Annotated in this window: 17 protein-coding genes; 5 read left to right on the top strand and 12 right to left on the bottom strand. The window is 60.8% G+C overall.

Annotated elements, in window-relative coordinates; translation table 11 throughout:
- Positions 1–121: 121 nt before the first annotated feature.
- Positions 122–796, bottom strand: coding sequence for a histidine phosphatase family protein (locus J2Y86_RS08640; protein ID WP_253429717.1), 675 nt, complete (start codon positions 794–796; stop codon positions 122–124).
- 366 nt (positions 797–1,162) lie between these two features.
- On the opposite strand from J2Y86_RS08640, the gene J2Y86_RS08635 reads away from it, so the two are divergent.
- Positions 1,163–1,861, top strand: a complete 699-nt coding sequence (locus tag J2Y86_RS08635; protein WP_253429714.1) for a glutathione binding-like protein — start codon at positions 1,163–1,165, stop codon at positions 1,859–1,861.
- A 295-nt stretch (positions 1,862–2,156) separates the two neighbouring features.
- Positions 2,157–3,131, top strand: coding sequence for a porphobilinogen synthase (gene hemB / locus J2Y86_RS08630; RefSeq protein WP_253429711.1), 975 nt, complete (start codon positions 2,157–2,159; stop codon positions 3,129–3,131).
- A gap of 124 nt (positions 3,132–3,255) precedes the next feature.
- Here the strand turns inward: hemB and J2Y86_RS08625 are convergent, their stop codons facing one another.
- Both J2Y86_RS08625 and J2Y86_RS08620 read right to left on the bottom strand, forming a co-directional pair.
- Entirely contained in the window at positions 3,256–4,791 is a 1,536-nt protein-coding gene (locus tag J2Y86_RS08625; protein WP_253429707.1) for an FAD-dependent oxidoreductase, read from the bottom strand.
- 122 nt (positions 4,792–4,913) lie between these two features.
- Positions 4,914–7,133: a TonB-dependent receptor gene (locus J2Y86_RS08620; RefSeq protein WP_253429704.1), complete on the bottom strand. Its 2,220-nt coding sequence runs from the start codon at positions 7,131–7,133 to the stop codon at positions 4,914–4,916.
- Positions 7,134–7,401: 268 nt separating this feature from the next.
- Here J2Y86_RS08620 and J2Y86_RS08615 point away from each other — a divergent pair, with 268 nt between their 5' ends.
- The gene (locus J2Y86_RS08615) at positions 7,402–8,496 is read left to right on the top strand and encodes a DUF1615 domain-containing protein (protein ID WP_253429701.1); all 1,095 of its coding nucleotides are present in this window, start codon (positions 7,402–7,404) and stop codon (positions 8,494–8,496) included.
- Positions 8,497–8,573: 77 nt separating this feature from the next.
- On the opposite strand, the gene J2Y86_RS08610 is transcribed toward J2Y86_RS08615, so the two are convergent.
- The 5 genes from J2Y86_RS08610 to J2Y86_RS08590 form a co-directional block, all read right to left on the bottom strand.
- The gene (locus J2Y86_RS08610; protein ID WP_090473931.1) at positions 8,574–9,053 is read right to left on the bottom strand and encodes a phage infection protein; all 480 of its coding nucleotides are present in this window, start codon (positions 9,051–9,053) and stop codon (positions 8,574–8,576) included.
- A gap of 205 nt (positions 9,054–9,258) precedes the next feature.
- Positions 9,259–9,969 (bottom strand): anti-sigma factor, encoded by a 711-nt coding sequence (locus J2Y86_RS08605; RefSeq protein WP_253429698.1) that lies wholly within the window; start codon positions 9,967–9,969, stop codon positions 9,259–9,261.
- Positions 9,966–10,493 (bottom strand): sigma-70 family RNA polymerase sigma factor, encoded by a 528-nt coding sequence (locus J2Y86_RS08600; protein ID WP_253429695.1) that lies wholly within the window; start codon positions 10,491–10,493, stop codon positions 9,966–9,968. Before J2Y86_RS08600 ends, J2Y86_RS08605 begins: the two co-directional genes overlap by 4 nt.
- A 171-nt stretch (positions 10,494–10,664) precedes the next feature.
- Positions 10,665–11,186, bottom strand: a complete 522-nt coding sequence (locus tag J2Y86_RS08595) for a DUF3455 domain-containing protein (RefSeq protein ID WP_253429692.1) — start codon at positions 11,184–11,186, stop codon at positions 10,665–10,667.
- 127 nt (positions 11,187–11,313) lie between these two features.
- Positions 11,314–12,108, bottom strand: a complete 795-nt coding sequence (locus J2Y86_RS08590) for a DUF4349 domain-containing protein (protein WP_253429689.1) — start codon at positions 12,106–12,108, stop codon at positions 11,314–11,316.
- A 145-nt stretch (positions 12,109–12,253) separates the two neighbouring features.
- On the opposite strand from J2Y86_RS08590, the gene J2Y86_RS08585 reads away from it, so the two are divergent.
- Positions 12,254–12,877, top strand: a complete 624-nt coding sequence (locus J2Y86_RS08585; protein WP_253429686.1) for a glutathione S-transferase — start codon at positions 12,254–12,256, stop codon at positions 12,875–12,877.
- 116 nt (positions 12,878–12,993) lie between these two features.
- Here the strand turns inward: J2Y86_RS08585 and J2Y86_RS08580 are convergent, their stop codons facing one another.
- Positions 12,994–13,434: a CBS domain-containing protein gene (locus J2Y86_RS08580; protein ID WP_034149924.1), complete on the bottom strand. Its 441-nt coding sequence runs from the start codon at positions 13,432–13,434 to the stop codon at positions 12,994–12,996.
- A gap of 717 nt (positions 13,435–14,151) precedes the next feature.
- Here J2Y86_RS08580 and J2Y86_RS08575 point away from each other — a divergent pair.
- Positions 14,152–16,512 (top strand): DNA polymerase II, encoded by a 2,361-nt coding sequence (locus tag J2Y86_RS08575; protein WP_253429683.1) that lies wholly within the window; start codon positions 14,152–14,154, stop codon positions 16,510–16,512.
- Here the strand turns inward: J2Y86_RS08575 and J2Y86_RS08570 are convergent.
- From J2Y86_RS08570 to J2Y86_RS08560, 3 genes are all read right to left on the bottom strand, one after another.
- Positions 16,477–16,947, bottom strand: coding sequence for a DUF1810 domain-containing protein (locus tag J2Y86_RS08570; protein ID WP_253429680.1), 471 nt, complete (start codon positions 16,945–16,947; stop codon positions 16,477–16,479). The two genes, J2Y86_RS08575 and J2Y86_RS08570, sit on opposite strands and share 36 nt — an antisense overlap.
- Before the next feature lie 29 nt (positions 16,948–16,976).
- Positions 16,977–17,798, bottom strand: coding sequence for an aldo/keto reductase (locus J2Y86_RS08565; RefSeq protein WP_253429677.1), 822 nt, complete (start codon positions 17,796–17,798; stop codon positions 16,977–16,979).
- Positions 17,799–18,070: 272 nt separating this feature from the next.
- Positions 18,071–19,219 (bottom strand): aldose epimerase family protein, encoded by a 1,149-nt coding sequence (locus J2Y86_RS08560; protein WP_253429673.1) that lies wholly within the window; start codon positions 19,217–19,219, stop codon positions 18,071–18,073.
- Positions 19,220–19,286 lie beyond the last annotated feature (67 nt).

Raw genomic sequence — 19,286 nt, 5'->3', positions numbered from 1 at the left:
CAAGCCCGCTCCCACAGGAGGCAGCGTCGAACACAAATCTGCGTTCCACCACAAATCACTGTGGGAGCGGGCTTGCCCGCGATGGGGCCCTGACAGACGCTACAAAACTTAAACCATTATCTCAAGTCGGACAGGTTTGCTGACCGTTATCCAGCCCTTGCTTGTAGCTGTGGCTCTGCAGACTGGCCTTGCCGTTGTGCCACGTCAGGGTCAGCACGAACAGCGAGTCGTAGTCGCTGGATTCCCAGTCTTCAGTGATCTTCTGTTTCTTGCCGACGGCTTCGCCGGCGACCTTGTTGATCAGTTCGGGCAGGTAGCCGTGGGACCAGGCGGTGTAGATCACCGCGTTGTGGTACTTGTCGTGGAGCAGCTCATCGGCCAGGTCGCTGGTGTCGTTGGCCGAGAAATTGATGTTCACCGGCAAACCGAGCTTGATCGCGCTGGGGCTGATGGTCATCAGGGGGCGAATGTAACTGTAGGAATTGTCCAGTTCGCCTTCCTCGACATTGCGCGTCGGGTTGGCCGCAAACACGTAATTGGCCTTGCCGAATTTTTCCGGGAGCAGGGTGGCCAGATCAATGGCGCGGTTCAGGCCCTGGCAATTGAGCTGGCCGAGGCCTCCGGCGGGTTTTTCCGCGTGGCGCAGGAAGACCAGCGTCTGGGTGCCGTCAGCCGGCTGGGCGCGGCTTTCACGGACTTCAAGCGTCAGGAACAACGCACTGATTGCCAGCAAGGTAGGCAGCACGACATACGCGCGATGCTTGAAGCGTTGGACGAATTTCAAAAGGTTCATCATGGAATTTGGGAGTCTTCAGCGCATTCGGTTAAGGCTGACAAACCTCTACACCCCGCGCTCCCAGCGTCGGGTGTTTTCCATGTCGTAAAGCCGGTCCGTTTCCGAAAGGGCAACACTCAGAGTCCACTGAAGCCCGTTTGGTTCGATACCGGCGGAGTGCGCAGCCATCTTCCGACAACCTTGAACGGGTTGGAGCAGAGGTTATCGACAGGATGTTGCGGATTTATGGACACGATACACGGGGCGGTCCCGGAGCAAGCTGCAATGCATTGATCTTGCTAATCATCAATATCGATACCCAGACATCGCACCCTTCGGCTGCTCCCACTATGATCGTGGCTCTCAATCTCTTCGTGGATCCTTCCCATGACCGATCTGTCTGCGTTCCCCATCACCCGGAAATGGCCGGCCCAATACCCTGAGTGGATTCAGCTCTACTCCTTGCCGACTCCCAACGGCGTCAAGGTGTCGATCATGCTCGAAGAGATCGGACTGCCCTACGAACCGCATCGTGTGGGCTTCGATACCAACGACCAGTTGTCTCCCGAGTTTCTTTCGCTCAATCCCAACAACAAGATCCCGGCGATCCTCGACCCCCACGGTCCGGACGACAAGCCGCTGCAGTTGTTCGAGTCAGGGGCGATTCTGATCTACCTCGCGGACAAGAGCGGGCAATTGCTGGCGCAGGAATCGGCGGCGCGTTACGAGACGATCCAGTGGCTGATGTTTCAGATGGGGGGGATCGGGCCCATGTTTGGCCAGCTCGGTTTTTTCAACAAATTCGCTGGCAAGGACTACGAAGACAAACGGCCTCGGGATCGCTACGTCGAGGAAAGTAAACGTTTGTTAAAAGTGCTTGATGGCCGTCTGGAAGGGCGCGACTGGATCATGGGCGAGCGCTACACCATCGCCGACATCGCGACGTTCCCGTGGGTGCGCAACCTGATCGGCTTCTACGAGGCGGGCGATCTGGTGGGCATCAAGAATTTCCCGAACGTCACGCGGGTGCTGGAGCGTTTCCTCGCACGGCCGGCGGTGATGCGCGGCCTGGAAATTCCCAAGTAGGACGCGGTGGTGACCTGTATCTCCGGAACCCTGACGCTGTAAAAAACCTGTGGGAGCGAGCCTGCTCGCGATGAGGCAGGATCATCCAGCATCTATGTTGACTGACCCACCGCCATCGCGGGCAAGTCGAATCGTCGCACCGCCGCTCCCACAAGGTCTTTTGCTCGATTCGGAGAATTGTTGCCTAAGCGGTAAGGGATTTTCCTCCGCCGAGGTTTGTCACTGGCAGCCCATAGGGCATAAGCTTTCGCCCCCTTGCGACTTTCGTCTCATCTTCCGATTTCAGGAACCTTCCATGCCCAGTCAGTTCCCCGAAGCACGTCCACGCCGTCTGCGCCGCAATGCGAGCCTGCGCAGCCTGTTCCAGGAAACCGAATTCACCCTGAACGACCTGGTGCTGCCGATTTTCGTCGAGGAAGAAATCGACGACTTCGTACCGATCAAGAGCATGCCCGGTGTGATGCGGATTCCGGAATCGAAACTGGCCGGCGAGATCGAGCGCTATGCCCGTGCCGGGATCAAGTCGGTGATGACCTTTGGCGTGTCGCATCACCTGGACAGCAGCGGCAGCGATACCTGGAACGACAACGGCCTGGTCTCGCGCATGTCGCGCATTGCCAAGGATGCAGTGCCGGACATGATCGTGATGTCCGACACCTGCTTCTGTGAGTACACCAGTCACGGCCACTGCGGCGTGCTGCACAACCATGAAGTCGACAACGACCAGACCCTGATCAACCTCGGCAAGCAAGCCGTCGCGGCGGCCCGTGCCGGTGCCGATGTGATTGCGCCGTCGGCGGCCATGGACGGGCAGGTCCAGGCGATTCGCCGGGCGCTGGACGCCGCCGGTTTCACCCAGACCGCGATCATGGCCTACTCGACCAAATTCGCTTCGGCGCTCTACGGTCCGTTCCGTGAGGCCGGCGGCAGCGCGCTCAAGGGCGACCGCAAAAGCTATCAGATGAACCCGATGAACCGCCGCGAAGCGGTGCGTGAGTCGTTGATGGACGAGCAGGAAGGCGCCGACGCGCTGATGGTCAAGCCGGCCGGCGCGTACCTGGACATCATCCGCGACATCCGCGAAGTCTCGCGCCTGCCGTTGTCGGCGTACCAGGTGAGCGGCGAGTACGCGATGATCAAGTTCGGCGCACAGGCCGGGGCGATCGATGAGGACCGCGTGGTACGCGAGAGCCTCGGCGCGATCAAGCGGGCGGGGGCGGATCTGATCTTCACGTATTTCGCGATGGACCTGGCCCTGGCCGGGATCTAAAAAAAATACAAATCCCAATGTGGGAGCGGGCTTGCTCGCGAAGGCGGTGTGTCAGTCAATATAAGTGTTGACTGACACACCGCCTTCGCGAGCAAGCCCGCTCCCACATTTGGACTGTGTTGAATCAGTTAGAGCCAAAAAACGGTCTGATCCCCCGATCCCGGAAATACCGCTCGATCACTTTCGGGTCCGAGCACGTCTCGGCAATCGCCACATAGGTATCCGGCCGCAGCAGGTAAAACCCGTTGCGCCCCAGGCCTGACGCTTCAAACGCTGGCCGCCAGTCAAACACATGCAACGGCAAGTGATGTTCGTTGCACCAGGCGATCATTTCGTCGCTGGTGTCGCCGTACACATGCACCTGCCAGCCCAGGCACTTCAGCGGCCCGAAATTATCCCCTTCACCGTCGTGCGCCCACGGCAGTCGGTCGCCGCCATGCACGTGTCCGGCCACGCCGGTGCTCAATGGCATCCCGCGATAATTGAGGGTGATCTGCGACACCGTGCGGAAGAGGAATTCTCGGGAGGTCTCGAACGAGGCCATTTTCGGCAGCAGGAACGGCGCCAGACGGGTGCGCAGCAAATCGGCCACGCGTCCTTCGGCGGTGACGAAGCTGAACACCCGGTCGGTGGTGGCGACCAGTTTGCGGGCAAACGCGATGCGCTCGGTTTCATAGGTGTCGAGCAAATGCGGCGCGGCACCGCCGCTCAACACGGCCGCGAGTTTCCACGCGAGATTGATGGCATCGCCAATCCCGGTGTTCATGCCCTGGCCGCCGGCGGGGCTGTGGACGTGGGCCGCGTCGCCCAATAGAAACGCGCGGCCGCTGCGAAAGTGATCGGCTACCCGATGATGCACGCGGTAGGTCGAGAACCAGTTCACCTGTTCGATCTGCACCTTCAGATGCTCGATGGCCCGACTGCTGACGTCTGCAAATTCCAGGGTTTCGGCATGCTCGGCGCGTTCATCGCGCACCGTTCCGATCAGTCGCGCGCGACCTTCGCCGGCCAATGGAAACACCGCGAGAAAGTCCGCCTCATCGAGATCCACATGCAGTTCGCCATTGAACGTCGGCCCGCTGGCCTGCACGTCGGCCACGTAGAAAATCTGCTGGTAAGTCCCGCCGGGAAAACCGGTGTCCAGGGTTTTGCGCACGATCGAGCGAGCGCCGTCGCACCCGGCGAGGTAACAGGCCTGACAGGTTTCCTGTTGACCGTCCGGCAAGCGCAGACGCGCGGTGATGCCGTCGCCGGTTTCCTCGAAACTCTCCAGCTCGGTGTTGCGTTCGACCCGGATGCCAAAGGCTTCCAGGCGTTCGATCAGCAACCGCTCATGCTCGTCCTGAGGGAATATTTCGAGGAACGCATAGGGCGTCAATCCCTCGCCCACCCGGCTCAGCGGCAAGCGCGCCACCGGTTCGCCCTTGACCCAGAAGTTGGCTGCCGCCACGCGATGACCGCCCTTTATCACGGCGTCGCTGAGGTCGAGCTGGCGATACAGTTCCAGTGTGCGCGCCTGCACGGCCAACGCCCGTGAAGTGGTGCCGGGGGCCGACGTCTTGTCGAGAATCCTCACGCGGATCCCCAGTTTGCTCAGCCACAGCGCGAGCACCAGCCCGGTGGGGCCGGCGCCGATGATCAGTACGTCGCTACGGTTCATGCGCGTCCTCCCGGCGTTTGGCTCAAGTATGGTTCAGGCGGGGAGGCGCGTCAGACGGGCTGCCCAACGGAAAAGGCCCCGCAGCCGTGAAGCTGCGGGGCCTTTTCGTTGAAGCAGGTTGATCAGAAATCGATGGTGCCCGACAGCTTCGCCACCCGTGGTTCACCCTGGGTGAGGTAACCGCCCTGGGCCGATTCCCAGTACTTCTTGTTGGCCAGGTTCTCGACGCCGAAACGCAGGGTCACGTCTTTTTCCGAAACCTTGAAGGCGTAGCGGGCGCCGGCATCGAAGCGGTTCCAGGTCGGCAGGCTCAGGTTGTTCGCCGCGTCGGCGTATTGACCGCCGGTGCGCAACATCCGCGCATTCAGCGCTACACCCTGCAAACCGGGTACATCCCAATCGGCCGAGGCATTGAACTGGAAGGTCGGCACGCCGATGGCGTGGTTGCCGTCGTTGAGGCCACCCTGGGTTTTCTTCAGTTCGGTGTCCATCACGGTGACGCCGCTGATCAGGCGCAGGCCGCTGACGGGTTCGCCGAAGACGTTGAGTTCGACGCCTTTGTTGACCTGTTCGCCTTTACGGACGAAGCGGGCGGTGGTGGCGTCGACGACTTCGGTGTAGCCATCGCTCGGTTGCTCGATGCGGTAGACGCCGAGGCTGGCGCCATAGGTGCCCATGTCTACTTTGACCCCGGCTTCGACCTGCTTGGAACGGGCCGGGGCGAACGCTTCACCGCCATTGGTGACGAGACGCGAACCGGACGTGTTCGGCGCCGTCGGACCCGCAGCCAGGCCTTCGATGCGGTTGGCGTAGAACGAAACATGCTCCCACGGCTTGAACACGATGCCGTAGACCGGAGTGGTGATCGACTCATCGTAGGAGGAGGTTCGACTGCCCGAACCCCAAGGTGAGTAGGCGTAGCCCTGAGTCACCACTTGTTGGCGACGAACACCGACGGTCAGCAACAGGCGATCGTCGAAGAAGCCCAGGGTGTCGGAGACAGCGCCGCTGCGCACGAAGGTCTTGCCGATGATCCCCGGATCGCTGACATCGCCGCCGACGAAACCGGTCTGTGGCGCAGGGACTTCGACCGGATGATAAATGTTGTTCGGGTTGCTGGCGCCGAAGTCGAAGGCGCTGCGTTGCTCGGTCCAGATCCCGGCCAGGCCGAAGTTGAGTTTGTGGCTGACCGGGCCGGTGTTGAATCGGCCGTTGAGGCCGGCCATGGCGCTCTTGTTGTCCTCGTCATGGGGAATGAACGAGCCGCTGGTGGTCGAGCTGCCGTCGTTGCCGACGAGGGTGGTGCCGTCGTAGTTCCCGACTTCCCGGGTGTGCTTGACGCCCCCGGCGGCGTAGACGGTCCAGATGTCGTTCAGGTCGTACTCGGCGCGCAGCATGCCGAAAGTATCTTCGATCTGAGTGAAGCCCCACTTCTGCGCGTAGTTGGTGTCGGCTGACGGCGCATCCGGGATGTGCGTGGCCGTGCCGAGGTTCACCGAGCTGCGACCGCCGTTAACGCGTTCTTTCTGATAGGCGAAATCGCCGGAAATGCGCAGCGCATCGCCGCGATAGTCGAGGCCGATGGCAAACAGTTTGTCGCGCTGGTTTTCGTGGTCGATGGCGGTATCGCCTTCGCGTTGCGACAGGTTGAGGCGCGCACCGAAGCGGTTGTCCTCGCCGAAACGCTGACCGATGTCCAGATGCTCGCCGATCCGGCCGTTATTGCTGATATCGGTGGTGAAACGACGCAGCGGCACATCACCGGCCCGCTTGGGTTGCAGGTTGACGCCACCGCCGATGCCGGAGCCGCTCGGGGTCACGCCGTTGATGAACGCGTTCGGGCCCTTGAAGACTTCCACGCGCTCAAGGGCGTCGGTGGAAATGATCTGCCGTGGCAGGACGCCATACAGGCCGTTGTAGGAAATATCATCACTGTTCAGGGGCAGGCCGCGGATCATGAAGGTCTGGGCCTGGTTGGAAAACCCGGAGGCCTGGCGGACCGACGAATCATTGAGCAGCACGTCGCCGACGTTTTCGGCTTGCTGATCCTGGATCAGTTGCTCGGTGTAGGACGCCATGCTGAACGGCACGTCCATGATGTCCTGATTACCCAGCACGCCGAGCTGACCACCGCGCGCCACCTGACCCCCGGCATACGGCGGTGGCAACTCGGACGGCGAGGGCGCCTGGGCATTGATGTTGACGTTGTCCAGCACCACCGCCTTGCTGTCGGTTTCGGGATCGGTCGCAGGCGTGGCGGCATAGGCCGTGGCGGACAGGGAGCAAAGCAGGGCGAGAAGCGTCGGGCGAAAAGGCACGCCGAATCGGGCTGGAGTGGTCATGTTTCGTACCTGGCGGCGCGCCGCCGATGTGAAAAAGAAAATACCGGCGCGGGAACTCCTTGCGCAAATGCGACTCCAGGCGCAAATGATAGTGTTTCCCAGTTGCATTGCACAATCAGTTTGTTAGGACGGTCTGCAGGTAACCGCCTAAAAGAATTCCAATGTGGGAGCGGGGGCAGACGGAACAGTGAAGTGTCGGCACAGTCATAGCCTGCGTCATGCGATTGATCGTATGGTGACCCCGGCCCAACGGATTTGATGGAGCAGCATGCAAGCCAATCGATTGATCACGAGCGCCGCGGCGCTGTTGGTGCTGGCCGGGTGCGGGACGCAGCGCAGCCAGGAAGCCCCGGCCCGCCCCCCCGCCGAAGTCAAGGCAGAGATCGTGCGCCTGCTGCCGGCCAAAACCGTGGACCGCCAAGGCTGGGCCACGGACATTTACGCCGCCTTTGCTGCGCAGGACATCTATCCGTCCACACAAAACCTCTGTTCCGTACTGGCCGTCACCGAGCAGGAATCGACCTTTCAGGTTGACCCGTCAGTGCCGGGCCTGGGCAAGATCGCCAGGGAAGAAATCGACCGGCGTGCCGCGAAGGTTCACATCCCCGGCCTGCTGGTGAGCGGGGCGTTGCAAGTGAGTTCAAGCAACGGCAAGAGCTACAGCGACCGCTTGAATGCCGCGCGCAGTGAAAAAGAGCTCAGCGCGATCTTCGATGACTTCATCGGCATGGTGCCCATGGGACGGACGCTGTTCGGCGGCTTCAACCCGGTGCACACCGGTGGCCCGATGCAGGTCAGCATCGACTTCGCCGAGCAACAGGCACGGAATTATCCCTACCCGGTGGACGGCACGATCCGGCATGAAGTGTTCAGCCGTCGCGGCGGCATGTATTTCGGCATCGCCCATTTGCTCGGTTATCCGGTGAGCTACAAACAGCCGCTGTACCGCTTCGCCGATTTCAACGCCGGTTGGTACGCCAGTCGCAATGCCGCGTTTCAGAACGCTGTGAGCCGTGCTTCGGGCATCCCGCTGGCGCTGGACGGTGATCTGGTGCGCTACGACTCGATCATGCCCGGCACCACGGAACTGGCCGTGCGCACCCTCGGCAAGCGCCTGGGCATGCGCAACACGACCATCAGGGATCAACTGGAGGAGGGCAAAAGCCTGGAGTTCGAGGACACCCGGTTGTATCAGCAGGTCTTCGAGCTGGCCGAACAAGCCGAAGGCCGTTCGTTGCCGCGTGCGGTATTGCCGGGGATCGTGCTGCAGAGCCCGAAAATCACCCGCAAACTCACGACAGCGTGGTTTGCCAAGCGGGTTGATGAACGTTATCAGCGCTGCATGGCGCGGGCAGGGAAGTGACCGGTTTCAAAAAGGCGTAAAAAAACCCGGCTGATGAGGCCGGGTTTTTTGTCGGGGCTTGCGGTAAAGCCATTCATTCACACTGCGCGGCTTTCGATCAGGCGGTCAGAACCACCTTCGGCAACGCGGTTTTCGATCAGGCGGTCAGAACCACCTTCAGCAACGCGGTTTTCGATCAGACGGTCAGAGCCACCTTCAGCGACGCGGTTTTCGATCAGACGGTCAGAGCCACCTTCAGCGACGCGGTTTTCGATCAGACGGTCAGAGCCACCTTCAGCGACGCGGTTTTCGATCAAACGATCCGAACCACCTTCAGCGACGCGGTTTTCGATCAGACGGTCGGAACCACCTTCGGCAACACGATTCTCGATCAAACGATCCGAACCACCTTCAGCCACACGATTCTCGATCAGACGATCCGAACCACCCTCAGCCACACGACTTTCAATCAGACGATCCGAGCCGCCTTCAGCGACAACCGGGTGAGCAGAAGAAGCTGCGAAAGCGTTAACTGCAAAAACCGAGAAAGCGATGCTGAGGAAGAGTTGGCGTTTCATGATGGTGTGCTCCGGGGTGTAGTTGTTTGGTATGGAGCCGATGTTACGCCGCGGAATTTTTATGAGAACTTCATTGACGTGATGGTGAACATCGACGGCAATGATGGATCGGGTGACTGCCCGTGCGTGGGCATGATGTTTCATTCGTCGTTCGGCGAAGGGCAGTTGACCGGCGCTTTTACACGGGGTGGCTGGCGCGTGACTTTCAGATCACCTTCACCGCCCGCCCGATGAACTGAATCGGCCCTGTAGGCTTGCCGATCGGCGAGCCGGTGCGGTTTTCAAGGGTCAGTTCGAACAATTGGTCGGGTTGCAGCGGCGGCAGTTTATCCACAGGCACCGACAGCGTTTGCCCCGGTTTGACCAAGCCCAGCGACACCGGCCCTTGCCAGCCTTCGGCCTTGGTCCAGAACTCCAGCGCCTTGTCTTCCGGAACCTGCGCGACCCCCAGCGGAATCAACTGGATTTCCCTGGGATTGCTGACCGAAATCACCCAGCCCGGTGATTTGTCTTGTGGCGCGACCAGCACCACCAGGTAGGTCGGCTTGACCGTGGTTTGCGTGAGCAACAGCATGCCGAGCAGCAACGTGGCCGCCAGCCCCGCACCGGCGAGCCCGCGCCACAGCGGTAACCGATTCCACCAGGATGACGGTTCGACCGTTGGCGCTCGGGTCAGGGCGTTGACGCTGCGCTCGATGCGTTGCCACAGAAAGTGCGAGGGCGTCTCGGGTTGGGCGAAGTCAGTCAGGCCCAACAAGCGACGCTCCCAGGTGTCGACCGCCGTGCGCAGTTCGGCATCGTCGGGCAGGCGTCGCTGTACCGCGCTGCGTCGTTCGTCCGAGAGCGTACCCAACACATACTCGCTGGCCAGTTCGTCGAGTTGCTCCGGGGTCTCATCCGCAGGCCTGATCGTCATCCCATGCACTCCCGCAATGCCGTCAGGCTCCTTTTGATCCACGCTTTGACGGTGCCCAGTGGGGTGCCGAGTTTGCGTGAGATTTGTGCGTGAGAATAACCGTCGACGTAGGCGTGCAGGATGCAGCTGCGCCGCGCAGGGTCCAACTGCTCCAGGCACAGGTGAATGCGTGAGGAGTGCACTTGTGCATCGAAGGTTTCAGCGTCGTTCTGCACGTCGATATCGCCCTGGATTTCGCGGCTGTTGTCACGGATGAAGTTGAGCGCCAGATGCCGGGTCACGCTGAACATCCAGCCCCGTGCCGACCCCCGCGTCGGGTCGAAACCGGCAGCGCCGGCCCAGATCCTGAGAAACGCATCGTGGACAATGTCTTCGGCCAGCGCTGTGTCGCGCACCAGGCGCCTGGCCACGCCGAGCAGCCGCGGACTCTCCTGCACGTACAAATCCCGCAGGGCCTGACGTTCGCCCCGGCCACAGGCGGCGAGGTGAGCTTCATAGTCGAAAATGGGTTCGGGCAAGGACACAGATCTCAGCCGTTATGTGGGGCAGTTCGAATGCAATCTAGCAAACAATCCACACCCCTGTAGGAGCGAGGCTTGCCCGCGAAGGCGTTGTGTCATACGACATCCTTGTTGGATTTTTAGACGCCTTCGCGGGCAAGCCTCGCTCCTACAAGGTTTCGGTGGTCTTGACGGTTAACTCGCGGCCCAGAAAATGTAATCCGCCTGATACTTCACCACTGTCTGCGTGCCCTTGTTAGCCGCCGTGCACTCGGCGCTCGGGGCGACGCCCCCTTTGAGGGCCACGCGCTGGATGTAACTGACGCCGCTCATCGCACCTTTGCCCTCGGCCGGATTGGCCTTGACCAGTTGATAGGGCAGATTGCCCGGGCTCGACGGTGCGACAGCCAGTTGGGTGCCGGTGACTTTCGAGCCATCCTTCGCTTGCCAGGTCGCCGGCGGGCCGAAGTAAGTGCCGACTTGCTTGCCAGCGCGATCATTGAGCACAGCCTTGGGCCCGACAAACACCCATTCGGTCTGGCCGGCCATGTTGGCCTTGTCACGGCATTCGTAGGTGATTTCGCCGACGCCGGTGGTTTCCAGGGCGACCTTGTGCCCGTCCGGAACCTTGATGTTGTCGGGCAGACCGGCCTGGGCAAAAGCCGCAGGTACGGCGGCGAACAAAGCGGCAAGGCAAATCAGGTGTCTGGCGTTCATGACATTCTCTCCGTTAATGAGTCATCCGCTGTGCAGCAACAAGGGCTGCTACAGGGACTACCCGGCGGAAAGCGATTTGGATGCAGTGGCCAAAAAAATAAATGAATGCCGGTGGCCCACGCCCGACTCAGCCCCGACGCCGAACAAACTTGCGCCACAACCAGACCCACAGCATGAACAGCGGGAACGCCAGGATCAGGAAGGGCAGCGCGTAGCTGACTTTTTCCAGCGCATCGGCGGCGCCGTCGGCCAGATTGTCGAGCAAATTGCTGAATGCCTGGCTCAGGTGCGACGAGCGACTGCTGGCGCCGGTCGGCTGGAACGACAATGTGACCCGATTGGTGTCCAGACGCCGCTGGTGCCCGGCGGCAATCTGCGCCAGGGCTTGCAGATCGTTCTCGATCCCGGCCTGCTCTTTGCTCAGGGTGATCAGATCGGAGACGCTGATGTCTTTGCGGGTCGCCAGCTCATCGAGGCGCTGCTGTTGGGCCTTGAGTCGTTCCTGGCGTCGGCGGGTGTCGTCCACGGCATCGGCCAGGTCTTCGGCGCTGGTGATCCGCTGACCCAGTTCGCCACCCTCGCTGGCCATCGCCACCAACGGCTCGACGCCGGCCGGTGCGATGCGCAAGGTGATGTCGGCGCGGCCTGCGCCTTGCTCGATGCGCAAGACGTTGCAGGCGCCGAAACGCGCGGTTTCGCAGGCCTCACGGGTGGCCTGCAGGCGCGGGGCGATTTGTGCCTGGGGCAGCAACAGCTGCAGTTCGTGTTCATAGGCAAGCATGGCCCCGCCACGCCCTTGTTCACCGGCTAGACTGGCCGATGACGAGTGGTCGCTCGGCGAGCAGGCACTTATCGCCAGGCAGGCCAGAATGAACCCGAAGGTACGAAAAAGTGAGGCGCTTCGGCCATCCTGTTGGCGCATGTTCTTTCCTTGAAGTGTGCGGCGGGGGGTTAGAAGTGAGCCCCGGGATCGCGCATCTTACCTGCATCGATCCGCCAAATGGCAGGGAACGTGACCTGTACCCACTCGTCTACTGACTATCTGTTCGTCTCGCCAGGAGTGCGATATGTATCAGCTATACGGACACCAGAACTCCGGCGCCGCCGCCATCGAAGCCGCGTTGGAGCTTTGCGAGATTCCTTACCGCTTCATCGACGTCGAGGCTTCCACGGAGGCGGCCCACGCCCTGGAGAAACTCAACCCGCTCAAGCAGATTCCGACCTTGCAGCTGCCCGACGGCAGCATTCTCAGCGAAAGTGCGGCGATCCTGATCCATCTCGGGCTCACGTTTCCCAAGTCGAAACTGCTGCCGGAAAATGCCGCCGAGCGCGATCAGGCGATTCGCGGCCTGGTGTACATCGTCAGCAATTGTTATGCGGCGATCGGCATCATCGATTACCCCGAGCGTTGGTTGCAGGTCGCGGATAAACCTTCACGGGACAACCTCATGGCCGGCGCTCGCGAACGACTGCACTGGAGTTGGGAGGTGTTTGCCGATCAGTTTTCCGGGGAGTTGTATCTGGGCGATGAGTCGCCGGGTGCGCTGGATGTGCTGGCGGCGGTGATTACGCGCTGGGCGGGCAGCCGGGAACATTTGCGCAGCGCCCGACCGGGGTTTTTCGCCTGGCTGGAGCGAATCGACCGGCACCCGACACTGGCACCGGTCTTTGCGCGGCATTGGCCATCCTGAACACCACCGATCACCCGTAGGAGCGAGGCTTGCCCGCGAAGGCGGTATTTCGGTCGATACAAGTGTCACCTGACCCACCTCTTTCGCGGGCAAGCCTCGCTCCTACAGGGCTCGCATTACTCGCCGCGAATGTACTGCTCCAACTGACGAATCAGTTCAGCCTGTTCAGCGATCGCTTCCTTGACCAGGTCGCCGATCGACAGCAAACCGATCAACTTGCCGTTCTCCACCACGGGCAGGTGGCGCAAGCGTCTGTCGGACATGATGCCCAGGCACGTGTCGACGGTTTGATGGGTGTCCACGGTGATCACCGGCGACACCATGATGTCGCGCACCGGAGTGCCCACCGAAGAACGGCCATGCAGCACCAGTTTGCGCGCGTAATCACGTTCACTGATGATGCCCAGCACTTCTTCATTCTCTACCACCAGCAAGGCACCGACGTTCTTCTCGGCCATCTTCATCAGCGCTTCCAGCACCATGTGATCCGGCTTGATCTGATGCACTTCCTGATTTTTCTGATCTTTCAACTTGAGCAGTTGGGCGACGGTTTTCATGGTGGCTTCTCGGGTGTTGTCGTTGTTCTTGAAGAATCGTAGACGCAAGCGCTGAGGGCAAGGCAGAAAGCGGCAGATAACGCGCAAAAAACGTCATTCAGCGGTTTTTCTTCGATAAACCTCACCTGCCGGGTCAGTAAACATCCACAAACCTGTGCAGGGCTTGCCCGAGGATCGGTACTGGAGCGACCCGGGACTGCATTCCCCCGCAGACGGTGGAAATGCCCGTCATGAGGCACACAACTTTTCAAGGCGTTTCCTGCAACGTATCTTGTTGCCGCGTTTCGGTATCGACTCCATAGTTCGGGTTCGCGGAAAACACCGCGAACGACCTTGGCCGGTCGGATTTCCGAAACGCAACAGTTGCTCCTGTTATGGCGGCTGTGTGCGGGACACCTTCGGGTGTGCCGGGTTTCGGGTACCGGTCGGCCAACCTGCACACGGCTGTCACCTTATCTTCGCTTGGCCGCGATGGGTGGTAGCTCAACTCGAGGTTCTATCATGTTCCATCGCGGGCAAGCCACGCTCCCACAGGATTTATAGCGGTCACAAATTTTGTGCTCGCCACAAACCCTGTGGGAGCGTGGCTTGCCCGCGATGAACGATAACGCGGTCCTACTGACTCGCCCCGACAGCGTGGGAGCGCCTACTTCATGAGCGCTATCCCCAGCTATGACGCGTAGAATTGCCACCTGAATCGGATTTGAGGTTGCAGTGGTGGATTTACAGCGGGGCTTCGTCCTGACCCGGCATTGGCGCGATACCCCGGCCGGTACGGAAGTCGAGTTCTGGCTGGCGACCGACGCCGGTCCCCGGCGTATCCGCCTGCCGCATCAACCGTCGGTGGCGTTCATCCCGGCCGGGCAGCGCGAGCAGGCGGAACAGGTGTTGCGCGACGAAAAAAACGTCGAGCTCAAACCCTTGGCCCTGCAGGATTTCGAACATCGCCCGGTGCTCGGCCTGTATTGCCAGCAGCACGGGCAACTGATGCGTCTGGAAACCGTGCTGCGCAAGGCCGGCGTCGAGATGTTCGAGGCCGACGTGCGCCCGCCGGAGCGCTACATGATGGAGCGCTTCATTACCGCGCCGGTGATCTTCGGTGGCACACCGAATGCCGACGGCCTGCTGCTCGACGCGCAGATGAAGCCCGACCCCGACTACCGACCGATGCTCAGGCTGGTGTCCCTGGACATCGAAACCACCGCGCAAGGCGATCTGTATTCCATTGCCCTGGAAGGCTGCGGCGAGCGCCAGGTCTACATGCTCGGCCCGCCGAACGGCGACGACAGCGAGGTGGATTTCCAGCTCGAATACTGCGATTCCCGAACCCTGCTGCTGAAAAAACTCAACGAATGGTTCGCCCGGCATGACCCGGACGCGATCATCGGCTGGAACGTCGTGCAGTTCGATTTACGCGTGCTGCACGAACACGCGCGCCGGTTGGCGGTGCCGCTGAAACTGGGACGGGGCGGCGAAGAAATGCAGTGGCGCGAACACGGCAGTCGCAACCATTACTTCGCCTCGGCGGCAGGTCGATTGATCATCGATGGCATCGAATCCCTGCGCTCGGCGACCTGGAGCTTTCCCTCGTTCAGCCTGGAAAACGTCGCGCAAACCCTGCTCGGCGAAGGCAAGGCGATCAGCACGCCGTACCAACGCATGGACGAAATCAACCGCATGTTCGCCGAGGACAAACCGGCCCTGGCCACCTACAACCTCAAGGACTGCGAACTGGTCACGCGGATTTTCGCCAAGACCCAATTGCTCACGTTCCTGCTCGAACGGGCCAGTGTCACCGGATTACCGGCGGATCGCAGCGGTGGTTCGGTCGCGGCGTTCACGCACCTGTACATGCCGTTGATGCATCGTCAGGGTTTCGTCGCGCCCAACCTCGGGACCAAACCGGCACAGGCCAGCCCCGGCGGATTTGTCATGGACTCGCAGCCGGGTCTGTACGAATCGGTGCTGGTGCTCGACTACAAAAGCCTCTATCCGTCGATCATCCGCACCTTCCTCATCGACCCGGTCGGGTTGATCGAAGGCTTGCGGCATCCTGACGACAGCGAGTCCGTCGCGGGTTTCCGCGGTGCGCGTTTTTCCAGAACCCGTCATTGCTTGCCGGCTATCGTCGCCCGGGTCGCCGAGGGTCGCGAAACCGCCAAGCGCGAACACAACGCGCCGCTGTCCCAGGCGCTGAAGATCATCATGAACGCCTTCTACGGCGTACTCGGTTCCAGCGGCTGCCGCTTCTTCGATACGCGCCTGGCCTCGTCGATCACGTTGCGTGGCCACGAAATCATGCTGCGCACCCGGCAACTGATCGAAGCCCAGGGGCACACGGTGATCTACGGTGACACCGACTCGACGTTTGTCTGGTTGCGCCGCGCCCACGGTCAGCAGGAAGCCGCGCAGATCGGCCGCGCGCTGGTGGAGCACGTCAACCAGTGGTGGCGCGGGCATGTTCAACAGGAATACGGGCTGGAAAGCGCCCTGGAGTTGCAGTTCGAAACCCACTACAAACGCTTTCTGATGCCGACCATTCGCGGCGCCGAAGAGGGCAGCAAGAAGCGTTATGCCGGGCTGGTCACCCGTGACGACGGCACGGACGAGATGATCTACAAGGGACTGGAAACCGTGCGCACCGACTGGTCGCTGCTGGCGCGGCAATTCCAGCAAGAGTTGTACACGCGGATCTTCCATCGCCAGCCTTATCAGGACTATGTACGCGAGTACGTGCGCAAAACCCTGGCCGGTGAGTTCGATGATCGCCTGATCTATCGCAAACGCCTGCGCCGGACCCTGGATGACTACGAGCGCAACGTGCCGCCGCATGTTCGCGCAGCGCGGATCGCCGATGACTACAACGACCAGCAGGGCCGTCCGCGGCAATACCAGAATGGCGGCTGGATCAGCTACGTGATCACCGTCGCCGGGCCCGAGCCGCTTGAGATCCGCAGTGCGCCCATCGATTACGACCATTACGTTACCCGGCAGCTGCAGCCGGTGGCCGATGCGATTCTGCCGTTCGTGGACGATGATTTCTCAACCCTGATTGGGGGGCAACTGGGCCTGTTTTGAGTCCAGCAGGGTCAATGTCCACGCGTCCGGGATTCCGTGGAAGTACTGGTCCAGCGCTTGTTGAAACGGGCTGTCATCCGGGGCGATCTGGGCGAACAGGGTCATCGACGAATGGAATTTAAGGTCGTCCGGATGGCCAAAAATCTCGGCGACGGAGCGCTGCGGGATGTTCAGCACCAATTGCGCACACGTTCGCAGTCGGGACCCCAGCAATGCATGTTTCAGATAAGCCGAGGCCTCTTCGCTCGAGTGAATGGCATAGCGTTGCGACATTTCGCTGCCGCCGAGGCCGATGAATTGCGGAAAGATGAACCACATCCAGTGACTGCGCTTTCGTCCTGTGCCGAGTTCGTTTTTCACTCGCTCGAACACCGGGTCCTGCGCCTGGATAAAGCGCTGCAGGTTGAACGCGTCGAGCTGATCGGTGCTTCTCATGAGAAGCCCTCTGACAAAACCGCGATGGCTCAGACCATGGCCAGTCGCTGTTTGCGTTGTGGCGCGCGAAACGCTTGGTCCAGCGCCTCCAGATCCCCGGCCTCAAGCCGCAATTGCGCGGCTTGCGCATTCAGCTGCACGTGCTCAGGCCGAACCGCTTTGGGAATGGCGATCACACCATCCTGTCGCAGAATCCACGCCAGCGCTACCTGCGCCGGTGTCGCCGCGTGGCGGGCGGCCACCTGATTGAGTGTCGGGTGGGTCAGCAACGTCCCGCCCTGGCCGATGGGGCAGTACGCCATCAATGGCTGCCGATGCTGCTGGCACCACGGCAGTAAATCGAATTCTATGCCGCGTTCTTCAAGGTTGTAGAGCACTTGATTGGTGGCACAGGCCGGGGAGGCCAGTTCCTGCAGGTCATCCACATCAAAATTGGACACGCCCCAACGGCCGATCTTGCCGTCTTCGCGCAGGCGTTCGAAGGCGTCGACGGTTTCTTCAAGCGGATACTGGCCGCGCCAGTGCAACAGGTACAAGTCGATGTAGTCGGTGTTCAAGCGGCGCAGGCTGCGCTCGCAAGCCAGGGGAATGCCTTTGCGGCTGGCGTTGTGCGGATAGACCTTGCTGACGAGAAACACCTGGTCGCGCAGGCCGGCGATCGCTTCGCCCACCACCTCTTCGGCGCCACCTTCGCCATACATTTCAGCGGTGTCGATCAGGGTCATGCCCAACTCGATGCCCAGGCGCAGCGCGGCGACTTCTTCGCGGTATTGAGCGGGATCTTCACCCATGCGCCAGGTGCCTTGGCCAATAACGGGTACGTTGATGCCGGCCAGTTCCAGGGTCCGCATGCAAACCTCCTGTGTATTCGATGGATACTTAGGTTGGCAGCAGAATAGCCCATGGGTTCCGTTGATTGCCGAGGTGTTCGAGGGGGTGGCATCGCCAAAGCATCGGGAGGCGGCCTGCCGGCCGGCTCTTCTGCCGCAGTCCACCCATTTCGGACACGTACGCATTTCCCCTGTAGAAGTCGGCTTGTCGGCGATGGCGGTGGTTCAGTCAACCTGTTTATTGACTGAACGGACGCCATCGTCGGCAAGCCAGCTCCTGCAGTTGATCGGCGTCAATGAGCAGAAAATTTCAACACGGTGCTCTGGGTATACGTCTTGCCTGGATCCAGCCGCGTAGAGGGGAAGTTCGGCTGATTCGGCGCATCCGGATAATGCTGGGTCTCCAGGGTAAACGCACTCCAGTGCGCATACGTCTTGCCAGCCTTGCCCTTGACCGAGCCGTCGAGAAAGTTGCTGGTATAGAACTGCACACCAGGCTCAGTGGTGTAGAGCTGCAAACGGCGCCCGGACTGCGGATCGCTGACGTCGGCGGCAAGTTTGCCCTGGTCACCCTCGGCGTCCAGCACCCAGTTGAAATCGAAGCCGCCGTGTTTCGGTTCAGCGAATTTCAACTGCGGATGATCAGCCTTAATGTTTTTGCCGATTGCAGTGGGGTGGGTGAAGTCCATCGGAGTGCTGGCCACCGGCGCTATTTCGCCGGTAGGGATCAACGTCCCGTTGACCGGCGTGTAATGGCTCGCATGCAGCGTCGCGACTTGTTGCAACACGTCGCCATTGCCCGCGCCGGCCAGGTTGAAGTAGCTGTGGTTGGTCAGGTTCAACACCGTCGGTTTATCGGTGGACGCCTTGTACTCGATGCGCAGCTCGTTTTTGTCATTGAGGCTGTAAGTGACCTCGGTTTTCAGGTTGCCGGTGAAACCCATCTCGCCGTCCGCCGACAGGTACGTCAGGGTCACGCCAACCGAGTCCTTGCTTTTGGCCGGTTCGGCTTTCCACACTTTTTTGTCAAAACCCAGCGGGCCGCCGTGCAGCGAATTCGGGCCGTCATTGAGCGGCACCTGAAAGCGCTTGCCGTCGAGTTCGAACGCGCCCTTGGCCAGGCGATTGCCGAAGCGGCCGATGGTTGCGCCAAAGTAGGCCGTACCGCTCTGATAACCCTGTACGTCGTCGAAACCGAGCACCACGTCCTCGAACTTGCCGTTTTTATCCGCCACTTCGAGCGCCTGCAGCGTCGCGCCGTAGGTGATGACAGTGGCTTGCATGCCGTGGCTGTTGCGCAGCACATATTGCTCGACGGGCGTACCGTCATTGGTTTTGCCGAACGCTTTGTGTTCGCTGGACAGGCCGGCGGCCTGGGAGGTGAGGGTGGCGAGCATCAGGGACATGGCGAGGCCGCAAAGTGGGTATCGGGATAGAAGCATGGTTGACCTTCCTGTTTTTGTTTTTTGTGAAGTAGTCATACTAGTTATCGATCAATAAATCGATAAG

Origin of the sequence: Pseudomonas migulae, assembly GCF_024169315.1 — a bacterium.
Classification (GTDB): domain Bacteria; phylum Pseudomonadota; class Gammaproteobacteria; order Pseudomonadales; family Pseudomonadaceae; genus Aquipseudomonas; species Aquipseudomonas migulae_B.
This window is presented reverse-complemented; position numbering and strand designations above follow the sequence as displayed.

Excerpts from the sequence above, each read along its gene's own strand:
- J2Y86_RS08640 (WP_253429717.1), bottom strand. The coding sequence starts at position 796 with ATGATGAACCTTTTGAAATTCGTCCAACGCTTCAAGCATCGCGCGTAT.
- J2Y86_RS08635 (WP_253429714.1), top strand. The coding sequence starts at position 1,163 with ATGACCGATCTGTCTGCGTTCCCCATCACCCGGAAATGGCCGGCCCAA.
- hemB (WP_253429711.1), top strand. The coding sequence starts at position 2,157 with ATGCCCAGTCAGTTCCCCGAAGCACGTCCACGCCGTCTGCGCCGCAAT.
- J2Y86_RS08625 (WP_253429707.1), bottom strand. The coding sequence starts at position 4,791 with ATGAACCGTAGCGACGTACTGATCATCGGCGCCGGCCCCACCGGGCTG.
- J2Y86_RS08620 (WP_253429704.1), bottom strand. The coding sequence starts at position 7,133 with ATGACCACTCCAGCCCGATTCGGCGTGCCTTTTCGCCCGACGCTTCTC.
- J2Y86_RS08615 (WP_253429701.1), top strand. The coding sequence starts at position 7,402 with ATGCAAGCCAATCGATTGATCACGAGCGCCGCGGCGCTGTTGGTGCTG.
- J2Y86_RS08610 (WP_090473931.1), bottom strand. The coding sequence starts at position 9,053 with ATGAAACGCCAACTCTTCCTCAGCATCGCTTTCTCGGTTTTTGCAGTT.
- J2Y86_RS08605 (WP_253429698.1), bottom strand. The coding sequence starts at position 9,969 with ATGACGATCAGGCCTGCGGATGAGACCCCGGAGCAACTCGACGAACTG.
- J2Y86_RS08595 (WP_253429692.1), bottom strand. The coding sequence starts at position 11,186 with ATGAACGCCAGACACCTGATTTGCCTTGCCGCTTTGTTCGCCGCCGTA.
- J2Y86_RS08590 (WP_253429689.1), bottom strand. The coding sequence starts at position 12,108 with ATGCGCCAACAGGATGGCCGAAGCGCCTCACTTTTTCGTACCTTCGGG.
- J2Y86_RS08585 (WP_253429686.1), top strand. The coding sequence starts at position 12,254 with ATGTATCAGCTATACGGACACCAGAACTCCGGCGCCGCCGCCATCGAA.
- J2Y86_RS08580 (WP_034149924.1), bottom strand. The coding sequence starts at position 13,434 with ATGAAAACCGTCGCCCAACTGCTCAAGTTGAAAGATCAGAAAAATCAG.
- J2Y86_RS08570 (WP_253429680.1), bottom strand. The coding sequence starts at position 16,947 with ATGAGAAGCACCGATCAGCTCGACGCGTTCAACCTGCAGCGCTTTATC.
- J2Y86_RS08565 (WP_253429677.1), bottom strand. The coding sequence starts at position 17,798 with ATGCGGACCCTGGAACTGGCCGGCATCAACGTACCCGTTATTGGCCAA.
- J2Y86_RS08560 (WP_253429673.1), bottom strand. The coding sequence starts at position 19,219 with ATGCTTCTATCCCGATACCCACTTTGCGGCCTCGCCATGTCCCTGATG.